The following is a 16,728-nucleotide window of genomic DNA, read 5'->3' as shown; positions in this document are numbered from 1 at the left end:
AAGTTAATGACAGTAATTAATCTTGGTCTTTTTCAGGTACAAAACCTTCAATTTCTACTTCTTTACCTTCAAATAGGAAAGCGATCATTTGTTCTTCAAGAAACTTGCGATCCTCAACATTCATCATGTTGAGTTTTTTCTCGTTGATCAGCATGGTTTGCTTTTTTTGCCATAGGCCCCAAGCTTCTTTGCTGATGTTATCAAAAATGCGTTTACCTAATTCACCTGGATACAGTTGAAAGTCTAGGCCGTCGGCTTCTTTATTTAAATATACGCAATTGACTGTACGCGCCATGATTATTCCTTACTGACTGCGGATTGAACGAGTGATCCCAAATTGGCTAGCACGCGCTCGGTGGCAGCGGCGAGTCCCACTTTGGAAGGATGACTTATGTTATACCAGAGTGACTGGTTTTGTTCCATGACAACGCCCACGCTCTCTTTATTGCCGTGGATTTTATCTAAATTAAGCATCATGGGCTGAATATCTAAATGAAAGTGGCTAAATGTGTGCCTAAAGCCGATTAACCATTCAAGCTGCTGCGTAGCAAACCCTTGCTCTTCGAGGTGAGTTTCTAGGGTGGCTTGGGTGGCAAACTCAGGGAAACACCAAAGTCCTCCCCAAATTCCCGCGGGCGGACGTTTTGTTAAAAAGACTTCATTGTTTTTGACCAGCACTAACATCCACGCCGCTTTAGTTGGTATGGTTTTTTTAGGCTTTTTGCCAGGGAAATCAGTTTGTCTGCCAATAAGCTGTGCTTTGCAATCAATTGCCACAGGGCAAGCGGCGCAGCTAGGTTTGCTACGGGTGCAAATACTGGCACCGATATCCATCATAGCTTGATTATATTTCTGAATATCTCGCTTTGGTGTATAGGTACCGGTCAGTTGCCACAGTTGCGCTTCAACCGTTTTTTGCCCTGGCCAGCCAGCAATGGCGCCGTGTCTTGCCAGCACGCGCTTTACGTTGCCGTCGAGAATAGGGTGATGTTGTCCAAGTGATAATGACAATACCGCACCTGCGGTCGAGCGACCTATGCCAGGCAGCGCAAGTACTTGCTCAAAATTTGTTGGAAATAGTCCTTGATAATCATCGCGGATTATCTTAGCTGCTTTATGTAAATTACGCGCTCTGGCGTAATAACCAAGGCCTGTCCAATGATGCAGCACCTCATCATCTGGCGCGTTAGCGAGTACTAACACATCGGGGAAACGCGCCATAAATTTAAGGTAATAGGGAATAACCGTCGCAACCTGAGTTTGTTGCAGCATGATCTCAGAAACCCATACGCTATATGGGGTTTTATCTTGCTGCCAAGGGAGGGTTTTACGACCGTGATTGTCGTACCAAGAGACGATACGTGTAGCAAAGCAGGCTGTAGATTTCATCGGCGCAGTGTAGCGGCAGTTCCCTTCTTAGACAAGCGCCAAAGACATGCTATATAGAGGTTAATAAGCCGAAAGTCATACTAAATTCGCACTCTTAAATAATCTTGGTATACTTTCGCCCCATTAGTGCTTGCACTGTATGTTGAACTTTGGATAATGCCCTTCTTTTATGATGGTGTTGTCCACTAGACGAGGCAAAAATGAGCGAAGTTACTACCGCTGAATTTAATGAAGAAGGCAAGTATCTGCGTAAGATCAGAAGCTTTGTCCTAAGAGAAGGTCGCTTAACCAAAGGCCAAGCACACGCTATTGACAGTCAGTGGCCAACAATGGGTTTAGATTACAGCCCAACGCCATTGGTACTGAGTGACGTTTTTGGCCGTGAAGCTGATACCGTGCTAGAAATTGGTTTTGGCATGGGCGCCTCTTTAGTGCAAATGGCTAAAGACTCACCAGAGCAAAATTTCATAGGTATTGAAGTGCATAAACCGGGTGTCGGTTCTTGCTTAAGCGATGCCGCTATTGCAGAGGTGACTAATTTACGTGTGTATCATCACGATGCCATGGAAGTATTAGAGCATGCAATTGCTGACGGTTCTTTAGCTCGAGTACAATTGTTTTTCCCCGATCCTTGGCATAAAAAACGTCACCATAAGCGCCGTATCGTGCAAGCTGAATTTGCTGAGCTTATCCGCCGCAAGCTAAAAATTGGTGGCGTGTTCCATATGGCAACCGACTGGGAAGAATACAGCGAACATATGTTGGAAGTGATGCAAGCGGCTCCTGGTTATAAAAACCAGTCAAGTGATGGCACTGTGGTGCCACGCCCCGATCATCGTCCATTAACCAAGTTTGAAGCCCGAGGCCATAGATTGGGTCACGGTGTATGGGATCTAATGTTTGAGCGTATTGCTTAATTTAGATATTTCAATTGAATGATTAATTAGTTTTTTAACACAACGGGGAAAATCTATATGGCAACTAATCGTAGCCGTCGTTTACGTAAGAAAATGCGCGTTGATGAATTCCAAGAGTTAGGTTTTGATATGACTTGGTCTTTTGATGCATCAGTGTCAGAAGCTGATATCGATGCAACGGTAGATAAATTTATCGAAGAAGTGATTGAGACTCGTAAATTAGGTTTCCATGGCGGCGGTCATATCGAATGGGAAGGCATTATCGCAACCCAAACCATCGGCAAATGTACTGAAGAAGATATTGCAGCTGTTAAAGCATTCTGGGCAAAGCAAAACGTGTCTCAGCTTGAAGTTAGTGAACTGTACGACATTTGGTGGGGTTAATGCCCGAGTTGGCATTACTTGAGGAAGTGGTCGAGAAAGTTCGACCCTTGCTCGGCCAAGGAAAGGTTGCAAATTATATCCCCGCACTCGCCAGTGTTGATGCTGGCAAATTAGGTATTGCTGTCACAACCGTTGATGGTAAAACCTTAGGTGCGGGTGATTACCTTGAACCATTCTCGGTTCAAAGTATCTCCAAAGTGTTCAGCTTAACCTTAGCGTTAACTTTATATGACGAAGCCGAAATTTGGAGCCGTGTTGGCAAAGAACCGTCGGGCCATTCATTTAACTCTTTAGTGCAAGTTGAGTTAGAGCGTGGCAAGCCGCGTAATCCATTTATCAATGCGGGCGCGTTAGTGATTGCTGACTTATTGCAGAGCCGTTTAGGTGCGCCTAAACATAGAATGCTCGAGTTAGTTAGGCAACTTAGCCAAAACGATAAAGTGAGTTTCGACAAACAAGTGGCCGATTCAGAATATCAGCATAGTGCGCGCAATGCGGCGATTGCTTATTTAATGAAGTCGTTTGGGAATTTTCAAGGCGATGTCGATACTGTGCTGCGCACCTATTTTCATTATTGTGCCTTAAAAATGAATTGTGCAGACTTGTCCAAAGCCATGTTGTATTTGGCAAATCGCGGCAAAAGCATTACAGGGACTGAACTTATTTCACCGGTACAAACTCGGCAGCTTAATGCCTTATTGGCGACCTCTGGCCTATATGACGGTGCGGGTGAGTTTGCTTATCGTGTCGGTATGCCGGGTAAAAGTGGTGTCGGTGGCGGCATCATTGCCGTTATTCCTGGGGAACTCTCGATTTGCGTTTGGTCGCCAGAGCTTGATAACCATGGTAATTCACTTGCCGGTACGGCCATGCTTGAGCATTTAAGCCAACGTCTTGGCCGATCTATTTTCTAATCATCACCGCATTGCTACCATATTAGTACCTTAGTTTATCTAGTTGTAAAATAAGGTACTATTTGGCGTAACAATGTAAAAGTTGCGCTTTTGACAAAGCGTTATATCGCATTGATAGCCGACTTATTATTTAAGATTCATTAAATCAATTCGTTACGATTCTGGCATGTATTCTGCTAAAGCTTACTTAGTTATAGCCAATGCTGTTAGTTGGGCACTCATTTCGTTTATTGGGCCATTTAATTCAAAGGCCACTTCACTTACAGGAATCGTCAATATGAACATAAATATAGGTAGTGGATTGGTGTTATCAGCGGTGTTATTTGGCATGGGTAGTGGGCAATCGACTTTTGCGATGTCGTTTACTGCGGATAAGCGCTGCGACGTGGCGCTTAATTATGATATTAACATTGAACCTAAAAGAGTCATTGTGAGCGATAAGGGGGCCGAGCAATATCGTATTGATAGCAATAAATTATTTGTGCAAGGTAAACAAGTTAAGTTAAATGATAAGCAGCAAAAATTAGTTAGCCAATATGCCGCAGATGTATCAACACAAGTACCTGAAGTGGTGAGCTTAGTGAATGATGGCGTGACACTCGCAACGCAAGCGGTGAATACGGCTCTTACCCCGTTATTGGGCGATTCCTCAGGTGTACAGATTGATAAGATGATGGGCGGCGTACAGACAAGAGTCGATGGGATCGCTCATCAAAATGGCAATAACTTCTATTTAAGTGCAACTGAAGGTTCAATTCAGGATACCTTTAACAATGAATTTGAGGCTGAAATGGGTCAGATAGTACAAAGCTCATTAGGCACGATTATGATGACTATGGGTGGGCAGTTAATGTCTGCTGATGGGGGTTCTTTTGAAGCAAAAATGAATGCATTTTCTAAAAAAATGGATGGTTTAGGTAAAGGCATTGAAAAGCAAATTGAATCACAATCTGACGCTTTAAAATTACGCGCAGATAAAGTGTGCGGTAATATGGAATCGCTATTGGTACTAGAAAAACAAGTGCGCCAAGAAGTGCCAGAACTTGCGCCTTTTCCGTTAACTAAAGAGACTTCGCCAACGGTATTAAAATAAAATATTTTGCGTGATTAACAGTATCATTTTAAGTTAAGAAGCAGTAACCATGCCTTATTATATGAGCCCCTACACTTAACCGTGCGAGGGGCTTTATTTTTTACAATGTTGAATATGGCTGTTAATTGCCTGTAATACTAATGACTGAAGGTATAAAGCGTTTAACATGGTATCACTTACGTTAATTTGGCGTTGAATGTTACATTTTGCAGAGTAATATTTGGTATACTCTTAAAATATAATTAAAAGCTGGCATATCAGTCAGATATAACTCCTACTTTAGTGGATGTTTTCGGTCTAAATCTCAGTGTTTTGTTCGTTAAATGCGAGATTTTAATACTCTGATTATTTTTAAGCGAAGCTTACGCTAAGCCATTGCCGCTCCACCGAAAATTAATATTATTGTCGTAAACAGCTTAAGGCGACTTCCATGTTAGAACTGTTAGAACCTATTGCGATTTTTACTCATGTAGCCAGAGCAGGTAGTTTTAGTGCAGCCGCAAGAAGACTTGGAATTTCTAAGTCGAAGGTTAGTACACAAGTCGCCGATCTTGAGCATAAACTTGGTGTTCAATTAATCCAACGTACAACGCGCAGCTTAAGTCTGACTGAAGCAGGGCATTTATTGTATCTACAGGGTGAAGAGCTTCTGCGTGATGCAGAGCAAGCGATTGCTAGCGTACATAACTTAAATGATGCGACTCGCGGCGTGCTTAAAGTGGGCATATCCCAATCGTTTGGGGTGATGCATATCATTCCCGCTTTGCCATCCTTTATGGCAAAACACCCCGAGTTAGAGCTACAGGTGAGCTTACTTGACCATAAAGTCGATGTAGTGAGTGAAGGTTTAGATTTACTGTTAACCATGTCGGAGCAATTACCATTAGGCATGGTCGCAAGGCCGCTGATGAAGTGTCAGTTTTTGTTAGTCGCCTCTCCTGGTTATATTGCGCAACATGGCGAACCTTCTCGACCTGAACAATTGGTTGACCATAATTGTTTGGTCTATCAAGGTGAATGGCATGAGCACAGTATGTGGCAATTTAAAAAGGGCGATGATTATTGTGAAATTGGCGTATCAGGCAATTTCAGAGTGGATAATGCGCCCGCATTAAAGTCTGCTGCAATCAGTGGCCTTGGAGTCGTGTATCTGGCGAGTTATCTGATGGAAGATGAAATTACTAAAGGGACATTAGTCCCCTTACTCAAAGATTGGCAATTGACCCATCATTTACCCTTACAGGCGGTTTATCCCCGTCGTAAACACTTAGCGCCTAAGGTCAGTTCCTTTATCGAGTTTATTAAAGAACACATAGGTACACCGCCTTATTGGGATGCGCCCTATGTCGAGTTATTCAGTGAACGTCAGTAAAATAGAAAACATTGTTCACAAAATCAATTCTATTGAATCCTTGGTCAGTTTCTTTATTTAGTTTTTATTTGTAATCAGTAGGTTGCGCATTGCTTTTACGTGTATTTATTAATGGTTTTTTAGTGGGTTCTAAAGCTTAAAGTGCTAACATTATTGAAGTCTGTTTTTATTTAAGTACAATGATAGCGGTTGATTCAGAGTGACCTGAGTCCTATACATTTATTGGAAATGACCCCTTTCAATTTTTGTGTACAGGTTGGCATTAATGCAATTCTGGAGCACCGCCAACAGAAGTTTGAGAACTAAAACCATGTTGGCTTTAAACCATCATCCTAGTTTTTTGGTTTACCTCAGCTTTATTGCTGAGGTAATTTTTTATGGATGGTTTATAAACTCGGGTAAGCATTTTGTTTCCTTGTAACCTAAAGCCGTAACTGTGTGTTAAGTGATGTGAAGACGACACATAAACCAACACTCTAAATAAGTAACATACAGTGAGGTGAGTTGTGTTATCTAGCTTGATAATAAACCCAATAAAAAAGCCACTCGAAGTGGCTTTTTTATTGGGCGCTGTTTAACGCTTTCACTGGTATTTCTAGCTATAAAGCACTGATAAAGCGCTTTATAGCTCAAGCTTATTAAGTTTTTTTTGGTTGGCTATCCAAATATCGACTTGTTGCTCTAATACATCCAGTGGTAATGCGCCATTAGCAAGCACTAACGTATGGAAGTCACGGATATCAAATTGACTGCCAAGCTGTTGCTCTGCTTTATGTCTGAGTTGCAGTAGTTTAATCATACCCACCTTATAGGCTGTCGCTTGCGATGGCATAACGATATGGCGTTCAACCATTTTCACCGCATCTGATTTAGCATTTGGCGTATTATCCACGTAATAGGCAATGCCTTGCTCGCGGGTCCACTTTTGAGCATGGATACCCGTATCAACGACTAAGCGACATGCACGCCACAGCTCCATTGCTAGACGGCCAAAGTCAGAGTATGGATCGGCATAGAGTCCCATTTCTTTCGGAAAGGATTCGCTGTACAAACCCCAGCCTTCGATATATGCGGTATAACCGCCAAACTTACGGAACTTAGGAATGTTTTGTAGTTCTTGAGAAATCGCGATTTGCATATGATGCCCCGGAATACCCTCGTGGTAAGCCAGCGCTTCCAGCTGATATTTTGGCATGGCTTTCATGTCGTATAGGTTTGCGTAATAGCTGCCAGGGCGCGAACCATCCGGTGCCGGTTGTTCATAGAAGGCTTTACCTGCCGATTTTTCTCTAAAGGCTTCAACCTGTTTCACTATCATGGCAGCCTTAGGTTTTACTTTGAACACTTCATCCAAGCGTGATTTCATATTGTCGATGAGCTTAGTCGCCTGTGCTAAATAGGCGGCTTTGCCTTCGGTGGTATTGGGGTAGTAGAACTGGGGATCATCACGCATGAAGCTAAAAAATTGCTGTAAATCGCCTTTAAAGTTGACCTTCTTCATAATGGCGCGCATTTCATTGTGGATACGTTCCACTTCCGAAAGACCTAAGTCATGGATTTGATCGGCGGTCATATTTGTCGTTGTAGTACGAGCCAAAGCATTATTATAAAAGGCGGCGCCATTAGGGAGCTTCCAGACACCATCACGGTCATCAGCTTTGGTCGCTAAAGTTTTGACGTAAGTGATGAGCTTGTTATAGGCGGGCTCGACTTGGGTCAGTAATGCTTGCTCAGCTTGTTGAAGTAGTGCTTGCTTCTGCGTTTCTTGAATCGCTAATGCGTTCACTTTACGGCGGAAATCTGCGAGTAGCGCGCTGTCGTCGCCCTTATCAAAAGGCGCACCTTTGATGATGTTTTGGCTGTCTGAAATCACATAAGCGAACACAAATTTAGGCGCAATAATGCCTTTATCTGCGCGAACGGTTAATACTGTCTGTAATTGACTTAAGCGTTTTGGAACGCCATTTAAGCGGCTGATATAGGCCTTGGCATCGTTGATATCAGTGATTTGATGTTGGTTAATCAAGAAGGAGGCGATCATAGAGTGGCCGCCATACATCTGATTTACAGGGTAATTATGATAGCGCCATTGGTCATCTTCGATGTCATTTTGCAGATTTTGTTTCAGTAAGCTGAGGCTAAGATGCGTTTGTGGATCGAGTTTGGCTGCATCAATCTGATTGATTTGCACCAGTTGTTTTTTGGTGCGCTCTAGGGTTTCATCATCGGCGGCATCACCCAGTTCATCCCATTTATCATAGTCTTGCTTGATCCCCATATAAGTTTGCGAAATGGGGCTCGCCATGATGTTTTCCATGAAGATGGTTTCGAACAGAGCATTGGCTTTGTCTGATTCGGTTTGTACTACCACATTCACAGGTTCACTTGCATTGTGCAAAGTGGGAGAAGTTGAGCCTGCATAGGCGGGGAGGGTCAGCAGAGCTGAAAGGGTCAGTGCGACTAAGCTGATTTTAGTTTTTATTGGCATGATCGAGCTTCCTAGATTGATGTGCATCAATTCTAAAGAAGCTTGGCAAGAATGTATGGATATTAGTGTTAGAAAATGTGTTAGTAGCAATACAGTTAAATTGCACAATTAGCCAGTAATGCATTGTTTGTGAAGGTATTTTAAAGATTAACTCAGCAGAATTGTGTCAGTAAATCATTAACAAACATATGACCTTTACTGGTTAATTGCCAATGTTCTGCTGATTCTGTGAGTAAACCGCGCTGTTTGGCTTTTTCCATGCCGGCGATCAATGTCTCTCTGTGCTGTCCGGTGCGCAGTTCAAATTCTTGCTTAGGGATAGGCGTCATTAGGCGCAGGCGATTCATTAAATATTCGAGCGCACGATCTTCCTCTGCAACTTCAATTGATTCGAAGGTGTAGTTGCTGGCACTGAGGTACCCCTTAGGATGTTTAATTTTTACCGTGCGTATGATGCGGTTTTCTTCTGGCAGCGTCACTTTGCCGTGGGCGCCACAGCCTATGCCTAGATAATCACCAAACTGCCAGTAATTAAGGTTATGTCTACATTGGTAACCGGGTTTTGCATAGGCGGATATTTCGTATTGCTCATACCCTAATGCCGCCAGCTTTTGCTGACCTTGCTCATAGATATGCCAGAGCGCTTCGTCATCGGGCAGCTGCGGCGGTTTTGAGTGGAATAGGGTGTTGGGCTCAATCGTTAACTGATACCAAGATAGGTGCGGCGGGTTCAGCGCTGCTGCCGTGTCGATATCTGCCATGGCCTCAGAAAAACTTTGGTTGGGTAATCCATGCATTAAATCGAGGTTAAAACTCAAGTATGCCGCTTGGCTGGCTTTTTGAGCGGCGACTTGTGCCTCGTTTTGATCGTGAATACGTCCAAGTAAGTTGAGCTTATCCTTAGAAAAACTCTGTACACCGATAGATAAACGAGTCACGCCCGCTGCACGATAGGCACTAAAGTCATCGTGCTCTAAGGTGCCTGGGTTGGCTTCCATAGTGATTTCAATATTATCACTAAAGGGAATTAGCGCATTGGCACCATCGAGTATGCGTTTGATTTGCAGAGCATCGAAGAGGGATGGTGTGCCGCCACCGATAAAGATGGTATGAACTTGCCGCCCTTGGACGAGATGTAAATCTTGGCGTAAGTCTTCTAGTAGTGCATCAACATAAGCTTCTTGCGGCAGCTCACCATTTTGGCCATGGGAATTAAAGTCACAATAAGGACACTTTTGTACGCACCAAGGAATATGGATGTACAGACTCAGTGGTGGCAGTTCAAGCTTTATCGCAGTAGTCACTGCAGTTGATGACATTATTGTGCATTCCCGCCAGTTAACACGCCTTGGGCTTGCATGGCCGCAATGAGTTGCACTAGGGCTTTACCGCGATGGCTTAAGGTATTTTTCTCGTTGCTGCTCAGCTCAGCTGCGCTACATTGGAAGTTTTCAGGGATAAAAATCGGATCGTAGCCGTGGCCATTTTCGCCACGCTGACTAACGTCAATGTGGCCTTCCCATGACGCTTGGCAAATAATTGGGGTTGGGTCTTTCGCGTGGCGCATATACACCAGCACGCATTGAAATCTCGCACTGCGAGGTGCAGGCTTATCTTTTAATGTCTCAAGTAGTTTTAAGACGTTATCTTGATCTTTCGCATTTTCGCCCGCGTAACGCGCTGAATAAATGCCGGGAGCGCCTTGGAGTAAATCGACTTCTAAACCTGAATCATCGGCAATGGCTGCAAGTCCGGTGATTTCGGCGGCATGCCTGGCTTTGATAATGGCGTTTTCGACAAAGGTAGTGCCGGTTTCGGCCACTTCACTGACATTAAATTTGCTCTGTGGCAGCACTGTAACACCGTAGCTTGCGAGCATTTGATCGAATTCAGCGAGTTTGCCTTTATTACCACTGGCGAGGACGATTTGTTGCATGTAACACCTATATCATTGGGGCGATTTATACTGCGGCAATGATACCCAAGCTGAGGGCTAAAGGACAGAAAAAGGGCGGGACAGTACTGGTTTGTGCCGTCCAAAAGTGACTTATTATTTGCGATAACCGCAACCTAGCTTATTCGACGTAGAATTTTTGCTTAAACTGCAAATTGGTATTTAACTGGTTACCGTGCTTTATTGCGATATTGAAATTGATCTCCTGATCATCGCGGTAAGGGATTTCTGCAATATAGTAAATCGCATCACCTTCGCGGATCTCTTTGAAAGTTAAGTTGATTCGTGCATCTAATAAATTATTAGCGACACCGGTGATTTCAACAGGCACCGCGGGTTTATTGGTTTCGCTATTATCTAGTACGGCAATATTAATAATACCTCTATAGCTACTGCGCTGAATACCATAGGATTTAGCTATGCTAGGTGTTAGGAATGTACTACCAAGAGCCATATAGTGAATATCGAAATTACCAATAGTTTCTTTTTGTTCAGCATTTGCAACGCCGCAAAGGCTCGCAGTGAGAGCGAATATAGCGAGAAGATGACGCAGCATAATGGGGTACCTTTCTGTTAGGGGGTGAGTACATTTTTCAATAAGTTATTGGTATTTAATGTGGCTGTTTTTTTCAACAGTATCAACCTTAGTTACTGTTACTCATCAGTTCAGTAATGACACTTGGGATGAGCTTGGGGTCGATAACTCGAATTTGCTTATGCCTGCCAAGTTCACCTTTTACTATATGAATATTACTCTTTGGCACTTTAAAGGCTTTGGCTAAGTATTTGCTTAAATGGGCATTGGCTTTGCCATCTATGGGCGGCGCGGTGATGGCCACTTTTAGCTCATTACCGTGTAATCCTACAATTTGATCACGACTAGCTTTCGGCTGAATATACAGATTAAGCAGCAAGTCACCTTGCTGCAAAGTCACTGCACACATTAGATCACAGCCCAATATGGAATATATTGAGCGAGTAGCATATTGAGGAAGTTCATTCCAATGATAACCAGCATTACCGATAAATCTAAGCCACCTATAGGCGGTATTATACGGCGGATTGGTGCAAGTACAGGTTCAGTGAGTTGACCCATGACCATCACAATCGGATTATAGCCTTGGTTAAACCAACTTAAAATCGCACGTATGATGAGCATCCAGAATAATAAAACACCGGCTTTTTTGATCACAGATACGACAGCAAACATCAAGAACAACAGTATATCTATACCACCGCCAGCGATAAGACTGATCAGCAATACTTTTACAATAACAACCAGTAATGCCAGCACGAAAGATGCGGTATCAAATCGTCCTAGTGAAGGCAGAATACGGCGCATTGGCGCAATAATGGGCTGAGTCGCTTTAACAATAAACTGGCTAAACGGATTATAAAAGTCCGCTCTTGCCATTTGGAGCCAGATCCGCAAAATCACTACCATCAAGTAGAGATCGAATAGAGTGGTGATTAAAAAGGTCAATGCATTCATCGATATTTCTACCTATTTAAGTTCGATACAAAACGCGTTAAGGGTAAAGGGGATAAGTTAAAATGTCTTCGCCATTTCTTCTGCACGCTTAATGCAATTATCCATGGCCTTTTTGACTAAGCCTCGCATATCCGCAGCTTCAAAGGTCGCAAGTGCTTGCGCGGTTGTACCACCCTTTGAGGTCACATTTTCTCTTAGATTACCTAAAGTAAGCTGCGGATTTTGCTTTGCCATCATAGCAGCACCGAGTGCGGCTTGCTGCACTAAACTTCTGGCTTTAGCTTCATCCATACCCATTTCTTTGCCCGCATCTATCATAGATTCCATCAGCAAAAAGAAATAAGCCGGTGAACTGCCTGATAATGCAATCACTTGGTCTAATTCTGATTCTTCATTCACCCACACGATTTCGCCGCCGCTTGACATCAAACGATCGCAAATAGCTTTTTGAATGCTTGAGATAGCTTGAGGCGCATAAAGACCTGTCATACCCACGCCTATTTGCATCGGTGTGTTTGGCATGGCGCGGACAAGTGTAATATCTTGCGCTAAATAGTCGGTATAACGCTGTGCTTTAATGCCTGCTGCGATAGTAATGACTAACTTTTTTGACATATCAATAGTCTGTAATGCTTCACAAACCTGCTGCATTAATTGTGGCTTTACCGACAGCACTATGACATCGGCAGTTTGCGCTGCGGCTAAATTATCTTGAGAAACCAAAATGCCTAAATCCGCTTGGAGTGCATCGAGTTTGCCTTGGCTAGGATTGGTCGCTTGAATAAATTGAGCGGGGTAGCCACTCTTCACTAGGCCACTGATGATACTGCGCGTCATGTTGCCGGCACCGATAAAGCAGATTTTTTGTTGACTCATTTGATTCTCTTCAGTGTGTTAACCGTTATCTTGTAACAGATTCACCTTAAATTAAGATGATAAAACGGTTAGTCATTTGAATATGAAAGCCTGATTGAACGGCTTAAGCTAATTGACCTTATAATATAATCGTTAAAATTAACGGATCTTAAATAAAGTATTTGGGCCTTGTTTATTAAAAACAAGGCTAAAGTAACACGCTATCATTACATTTCATGCCAATGAGTCGTTTTTATACTGGATAATTGCGCTCACCAAAAATAGCACTGCCAATGCGTACCATAGTTGAACCGCTGCTAATGGCTGCATCTAGGTCATTACTCATCCCCATAGAAAGCGTGTCGATAGAGGGATAGTGCAATTTTAATGTTTGGAATAAATTATGTAAGGTTGAAAATTCTTTAAGCTGTAACTCGGTATCCGCGGTTGCCGTGGGAATAGCCATTAAGCCCCTCAGTGTTAGGTTAGGTAACTGAGCTATCAGTTTAGCCAGTGGTAACATTTGGTCTGTATCTATGCCCGATTTAGTGTCTTCTGCGCTGATATTAATTTGAATGCAGATATTTAATGGTGCTAATTCGTTTGGGCGTTGATCATTAAGACGTTGTGCAATTTTATCGCGAGACACTGTGTGCATCCAATCGAAATGTTGCGCGACTATGCTGGTTTTATTGGATTGAAGTGGGCCAATAAAATGCCATTCAATGTCCGGATAATCCCCTTTGAGTGCGGTAATTTTTTCAGCGCCTTCTTGGACATAGTTTTCACCAAAGCAGCGCTGCCCAGCTTGATAGGCTGCTATAATATCTTCAATCGGTTTAGTCTTGCTAACGGCAAGTAAGCGAATACTGCTAGGTTGGCGATCACATTTTTGCGCCGCTTGTGCAATCCTGCTATGGGCGATTGCGAGTCTGTCTGCTATTGTTGTCATGATGTAATTATCTAGTTGCAAGGATATCCCAAACGATGGAAATCACTGAGTTATTGGCCTTTAGTGTAAAACACAAAGCTTCAGATCTACACCTTTCTGCAGGGGTATCTCCCATGATCCGTGTCGACGGTGAAGTGAGAAAAATTAACCTGCCGGCGCTCGATCATCAAGGTGTACACAGTCTAGTGTATGACATAATGAATGATAAGCAGCGTAAGGATTATGAAGAACATTTAGAAATCGATTTCTCGTTCGAAGTCCCTAATTTAGCGCGTTTCCGTGTTAACGCATTTAATCAGTCCCGTGGTGCAGCCGCTGTATTTCGTACTATCCCGAGTGATATTTTGTCACTCGAGCAATTAGGTGCTCCGGAAATTTTTAAAAAAATTGCCAGTTTCCCCAGAGGGTTAGTATTAGTGACGGGCCCAACGGGGTCAGGCAAGAGTACCACACTTGCTGCTATGGTGGATTACGTGAATGAAAATCGACATGATCACATCTTAACCATTGAAGATCCCATTGAATTTGTTCACCAAAATAAACAATGTTTGATAAACCAGCGTGAAGTTCACCGCCATACTCACAGCTTTAATGCTGCCCTTAGGAGCGCATTGCGTGAAGATCCTGATGTGATCTTAGTCGGTGAAATGCGCGATCTTGAAACCATACGTTTGGCTATGACGGCTGCAGAAACAGGCCATTTAGTCTTTGGCACCTTGCATACCACGTCTGCCGCTAAAACTATTGATCGTGTAGTTGACGTGTTTCCTGCGGGCGAAAAGAGCATGGTGCGCACTATGTTGTCAGAATCATTACAGGCCGTAATATCACAAACCCTGATTAAAAAGGTGGGTGGAGGTCGTGTGGCAGCACATGAAATAATGATGGGCACCCCGGCAATTCGTAACCTTATTCGTGAGGATAAAGTGGCGCAGATGTATTCTGCAATTCAAACAGGTATGGCTCACGGCATGCAGACCTTAGAACAATGTATGCAGAACTTGGTCAATCGCGGTCTTATCACTCGTGAAGATGCGATGGCGAAAAGTTCAAATAAGCAAGCGACATTTTAAGGATTTATGATGGATGTTCGTCCGTATTTAAAAGTGATAGTTGAGCGCAAAGCCTCTGATTTATTTATCACAGCGGGTTTTCCGCCTAGCGCCAAAATTGACGGTGAATTGCGTCCCTTGGCCGAAAGTGCTTTTACGCCAGCCCAATCACTGGATTTTGTAGAGTCATTGATGACAGAGGCTCAGAAAAAAGAGTTTCATACGAGTCGTGAATGTAACTTTGCTTTTGCCGTAAAGGATTTAGGCCGTTTTAGGGTTAGTGCTTTTTGGCAGCGTGAATCTCCTGGTTGCGTTATGCGCCGTATCGAAACAAAAATCCCTGATGTAGATGAGCTTAAATTACCGCCAATCCTAAAAGATTTGGTGATGAGTAAGCGTGGTCTCATCATTATGGTGGGTGGAACGGGTACGGGTAAATCGACCTCTTTGGCGGCATTGGTCGGTTATCGAAATAGTCATGCGCGTGGACATATTTTAACGATTGAAGATCCGGTTGAATTTGTTCACGACCATAGAAAGAGCATAATTACCCAGCGTGAAGTCGGTATCGATACTGAGTCTTTTGATGCTGCATTAAAAAGCTCTTTACGCCAAGCCCCTGATGTTATTTTAATTGGTGAAATTCGTACCCAAGAGACGATGGAGTTTGCCCTGTCATTTGCCGAGACCGGCCACCTTTGCATGGCGACCTTGCATGCAAACAATGCTAACCAAGCCTTAGATCGTATTATGCATCTCGTGCCCCAGAGTAAACATCAACAATTATTGTTCGATTTATCATTGAATTTACGCGGTATTGTCGCACAACAATTAATTCCTAGACTCGATGGCAATGGCCGCCGCGCCGCGATTGAAGTGTTAATTAACACTCCAAGAGTTGCGAGTTTAATTGCGAAGAACGAACTACATTTGTTGAAAGAAACTATGGCTAAATCGAATGAACAAGGCATGCAAACATTCGATCAAGCTCTATTAAAACTCTATGTCGATGGTGAGATTAGTTATGCAGATGCTCTGCATCATGCTGATTCTCCAAATGATTTACGTCTAATGATTAAATTGCAAAGTAAAGAATCTACCGGCTCAGGTTTTATGGAAGGCGTCACCTTAGATATGGATTAACTCAGTCAAAGTAAGTGTTAAACGGCTCTTTATGGGCTGTTTTTATTTATATGGATAAAGACTTATAAATAAAGTGGTTTTATTTCATCGCTATGCAGTCCACAGGCGTAGCTTTTATTTTTTAATTCAATATGATCTTTACCTCGTATGTTTGCGTAATGAAAAGGTAAAGGAGAAAGCAATGAATAAATTACCCACAGTTTTGGCTTTAACCGCGAGCTTGATGAGCGTTGGCGCTATGGCGGCCACTTGCCCCGAGTATCTGAACCTTGAAGTACGAAAGTTACATTCTGAAGAAACCGTTAATCTTTGCGAGATAACGCAAGGAAAACCGGTATTGATTGTAAACACGGCTAGTAATTGTGGTTTTACGCCGCAGTTTAAAGCCCTCGAAGCATTGCATGAAAACTATAAAGATAAAGGCTTAGTCGTTATTGGTTTTCCATCGGATGATTTTTTCCAAGAAGAAAATGACGAAAAAGATACCGCTAAGGTGTGTTACACCAATTACGGTGTCACCTTTACTATGCTGGCAACATCGCCGGTACGGGGCAGCGATGCCAATAGTGTATTTAAATACTTAGCCGAAAAAACAGCGGCGCCAAAGTGGAATTTTTATAAGTATGTCGTCAGTGGAGACGGTACTGTGGTGCAACAATTTAATTCTAAAGTGAAGCCTGATAGCGAAGAGCTTAAACAAGCGATAGAATCGGTACTGTAATT

The 16,728-nt window shown here is 43.0% G+C and carries 18 protein-coding genes; 8 read left to right on the top strand and 10 right to left on the bottom strand.

The window, feature by feature from the left end:
• Positions 1-16: 16 nt before the first annotated feature.
• Together L2717_RS10345 and mutY are read right to left on the bottom strand one after the other, a co-directional pair.
• Positions 17-295, bottom strand: a complete 279-nt coding sequence (locus L2717_RS10345; RefSeq protein WP_220772656.1) for an oxidative damage protection protein — start codon at positions 293-295, stop codon at positions 17-19.
• A gap of 2 nt (positions 296-297) precedes the next feature.
• Entirely contained in the window at positions 298-1,389 is a 1,092-nt protein-coding gene (gene mutY / locus L2717_RS10340; protein ID WP_220772657.1) for an A/G-specific adenine glycosylase, read from the bottom strand.
• A 200-nt stretch (positions 1,390-1,589) separates the two neighbouring features.
• On the opposite strand from mutY, the gene trmB reads away from it, so the two are divergent.
• From trmB to L2717_RS10315, 5 genes are all read left to right on the top strand, one after another.
• Positions 1,590-2,306, top strand: coding sequence for a tRNA (guanosine(46)-N7)-methyltransferase TrmB (gene trmB / locus L2717_RS10335; RefSeq protein ID WP_220772658.1), 717 nt, complete (start codon positions 1,590-1,592; stop codon positions 2,304-2,306).
• A 57-nt stretch (positions 2,307-2,363) separates the two neighbouring features.
• Positions 2,364-2,690 carry a YggL family protein gene (locus tag L2717_RS10330; RefSeq protein ID WP_220772659.1) on the top strand — a complete coding sequence of 109 codons (327 nt, stop codon included), beginning with the start codon at positions 2,364-2,366 and terminating at the stop codon, positions 2,688-2,690.
• A complete protein-coding gene (gene glsB / locus L2717_RS10325) occupies positions 2,690-3,604 on the top strand; it encodes a glutaminase B (RefSeq protein ID WP_220772660.1) in 915 nt (304 codons plus the stop codon). Before L2717_RS10330 ends, glsB begins: the two co-directional genes overlap by 1 nt.
• A 277-nt stretch (positions 3,605-3,881) precedes the next feature.
• A complete protein-coding gene (locus L2717_RS10320; RefSeq protein ID WP_248938042.1) occupies positions 3,882-4,697 on the top strand; it encodes a YggN family protein in 816 nt (271 codons plus the stop codon).
• Between the two features lie 430 nt (positions 4,698-5,127).
• Positions 5,128-6,069 carry a LysR family transcriptional regulator gene (locus tag L2717_RS10315; RefSeq protein ID WP_220773738.1) on the top strand — a complete coding sequence of 314 codons (942 nt, stop codon included), beginning with the start codon at positions 5,128-5,130 and terminating at the stop codon, positions 6,067-6,069.
• A gap of 622 nt (positions 6,070-6,691) precedes the next feature.
• Here L2717_RS10315 and L2717_RS10310 read toward each other — a convergent pair.
• From L2717_RS10310 to L2717_RS10275, 8 genes are all read right to left on the bottom strand, one after another.
• A complete protein-coding gene (locus L2717_RS10310; protein ID WP_220773737.1) occupies positions 6,692-8,557 on the bottom strand; it encodes a DUF885 domain-containing protein in 1,866 nt (621 codons plus the stop codon).
• A 152-nt stretch (positions 8,558-8,709) separates the two neighbouring features.
• Positions 8,710-9,876 (bottom strand): radical SAM family heme chaperone HemW, encoded by a 1,167-nt coding sequence (gene hemW / locus L2717_RS10305; RefSeq protein ID WP_220773736.1) that lies wholly within the window; start codon positions 9,874-9,876, stop codon positions 8,710-8,712.
• Positions 9,876-10,493 (bottom strand): RdgB/HAM1 family non-canonical purine NTP pyrophosphatase, encoded by a 618-nt coding sequence (gene rdgB, locus L2717_RS10300; RefSeq protein WP_220773735.1) that lies wholly within the window; start codon positions 10,491-10,493, stop codon positions 9,876-9,878. Before rdgB ends, hemW begins: the two co-directional genes overlap by 1 nt.
• Positions 10,494-10,632: 139 nt before the next feature.
• Entirely contained in the window at positions 10,633-11,067 is a 435-nt protein-coding gene (locus tag L2717_RS10295) for a DUF4426 domain-containing protein (protein WP_076496569.1), read from the bottom strand.
• Between the two features lie 88 nt (positions 11,068-11,155).
• Positions 11,156-11,455 carry a DUF167 family protein YggU gene (yggU, locus tag L2717_RS10290; protein WP_220773734.1) on the bottom strand — a complete coding sequence of 100 codons (300 nt, stop codon included), beginning with the start codon at positions 11,453-11,455 and terminating at the stop codon, positions 11,156-11,158.
• Positions 11,455-12,003, bottom strand: coding sequence for a YggT family protein (locus tag L2717_RS10285; RefSeq protein WP_076496571.1), 549 nt, complete (start codon positions 12,001-12,003; stop codon positions 11,455-11,457). The genes yggU and L2717_RS10285 overlap by 1 nt, the downstream gene beginning before the upstream one ends.
• A gap of 57 nt (positions 12,004-12,060) precedes the next feature.
• Positions 12,061-12,879 (bottom strand): pyrroline-5-carboxylate reductase, encoded by an 819-nt coding sequence (proC, locus tag L2717_RS10280; protein ID WP_220773733.1) that lies wholly within the window; start codon positions 12,877-12,879, stop codon positions 12,061-12,063.
• Positions 12,880-13,111: 232 nt separating this feature from the next.
• Positions 13,112-13,810: a YggS family pyridoxal phosphate-dependent enzyme gene (locus L2717_RS10275; protein WP_220773732.1), complete on the bottom strand. Its 699-nt coding sequence runs from the start codon at positions 13,808-13,810 to the stop codon at positions 13,112-13,114.
• Between the two features lie 35 nt (positions 13,811-13,845).
• Here L2717_RS10275 and L2717_RS10270 point away from each other — a divergent pair, with 35 nt between their 5' ends.
• From L2717_RS10270 to L2717_RS10260, 3 genes are all read left to right on the top strand, one after another.
• Positions 13,846-14,883: a type IV pilus twitching motility protein PilT gene (locus L2717_RS10270; RefSeq protein ID WP_220773731.1), complete on the top strand. Its 1,038-nt coding sequence runs from the start codon at positions 13,846-13,848 to the stop codon at positions 14,881-14,883.
• 9 nt (positions 14,884-14,892) lie between these two features.
• Complete coding sequence (locus L2717_RS10265; protein ID WP_220773741.1) at positions 14,893-16,005, top strand: PilT/PilU family type 4a pilus ATPase; 1,113 nt, start codon at positions 14,893-14,895, stop codon at positions 16,003-16,005.
• Between the two features lie 181 nt (positions 16,006-16,186).
• Entirely contained in the window at positions 16,187-16,726 is a 540-nt protein-coding gene (locus L2717_RS10260) for a glutathione peroxidase (RefSeq protein ID WP_220773730.1), read from the top strand.
• Positions 16,727-16,728 lie beyond the last annotated feature (2 nt).

The sequence above is a fragment of the Shewanella glacialipiscicola genome, from assembly GCF_023283485.1.
GTDB lineage: Bacteria > Pseudomonadota > Gammaproteobacteria > Enterobacterales > Shewanellaceae > Shewanella > Shewanella glacialipiscicola.
Note: the sequence above shows the minus strand (reverse complement) of the source record. Positions and strands in the feature narration are given on the sequence as shown.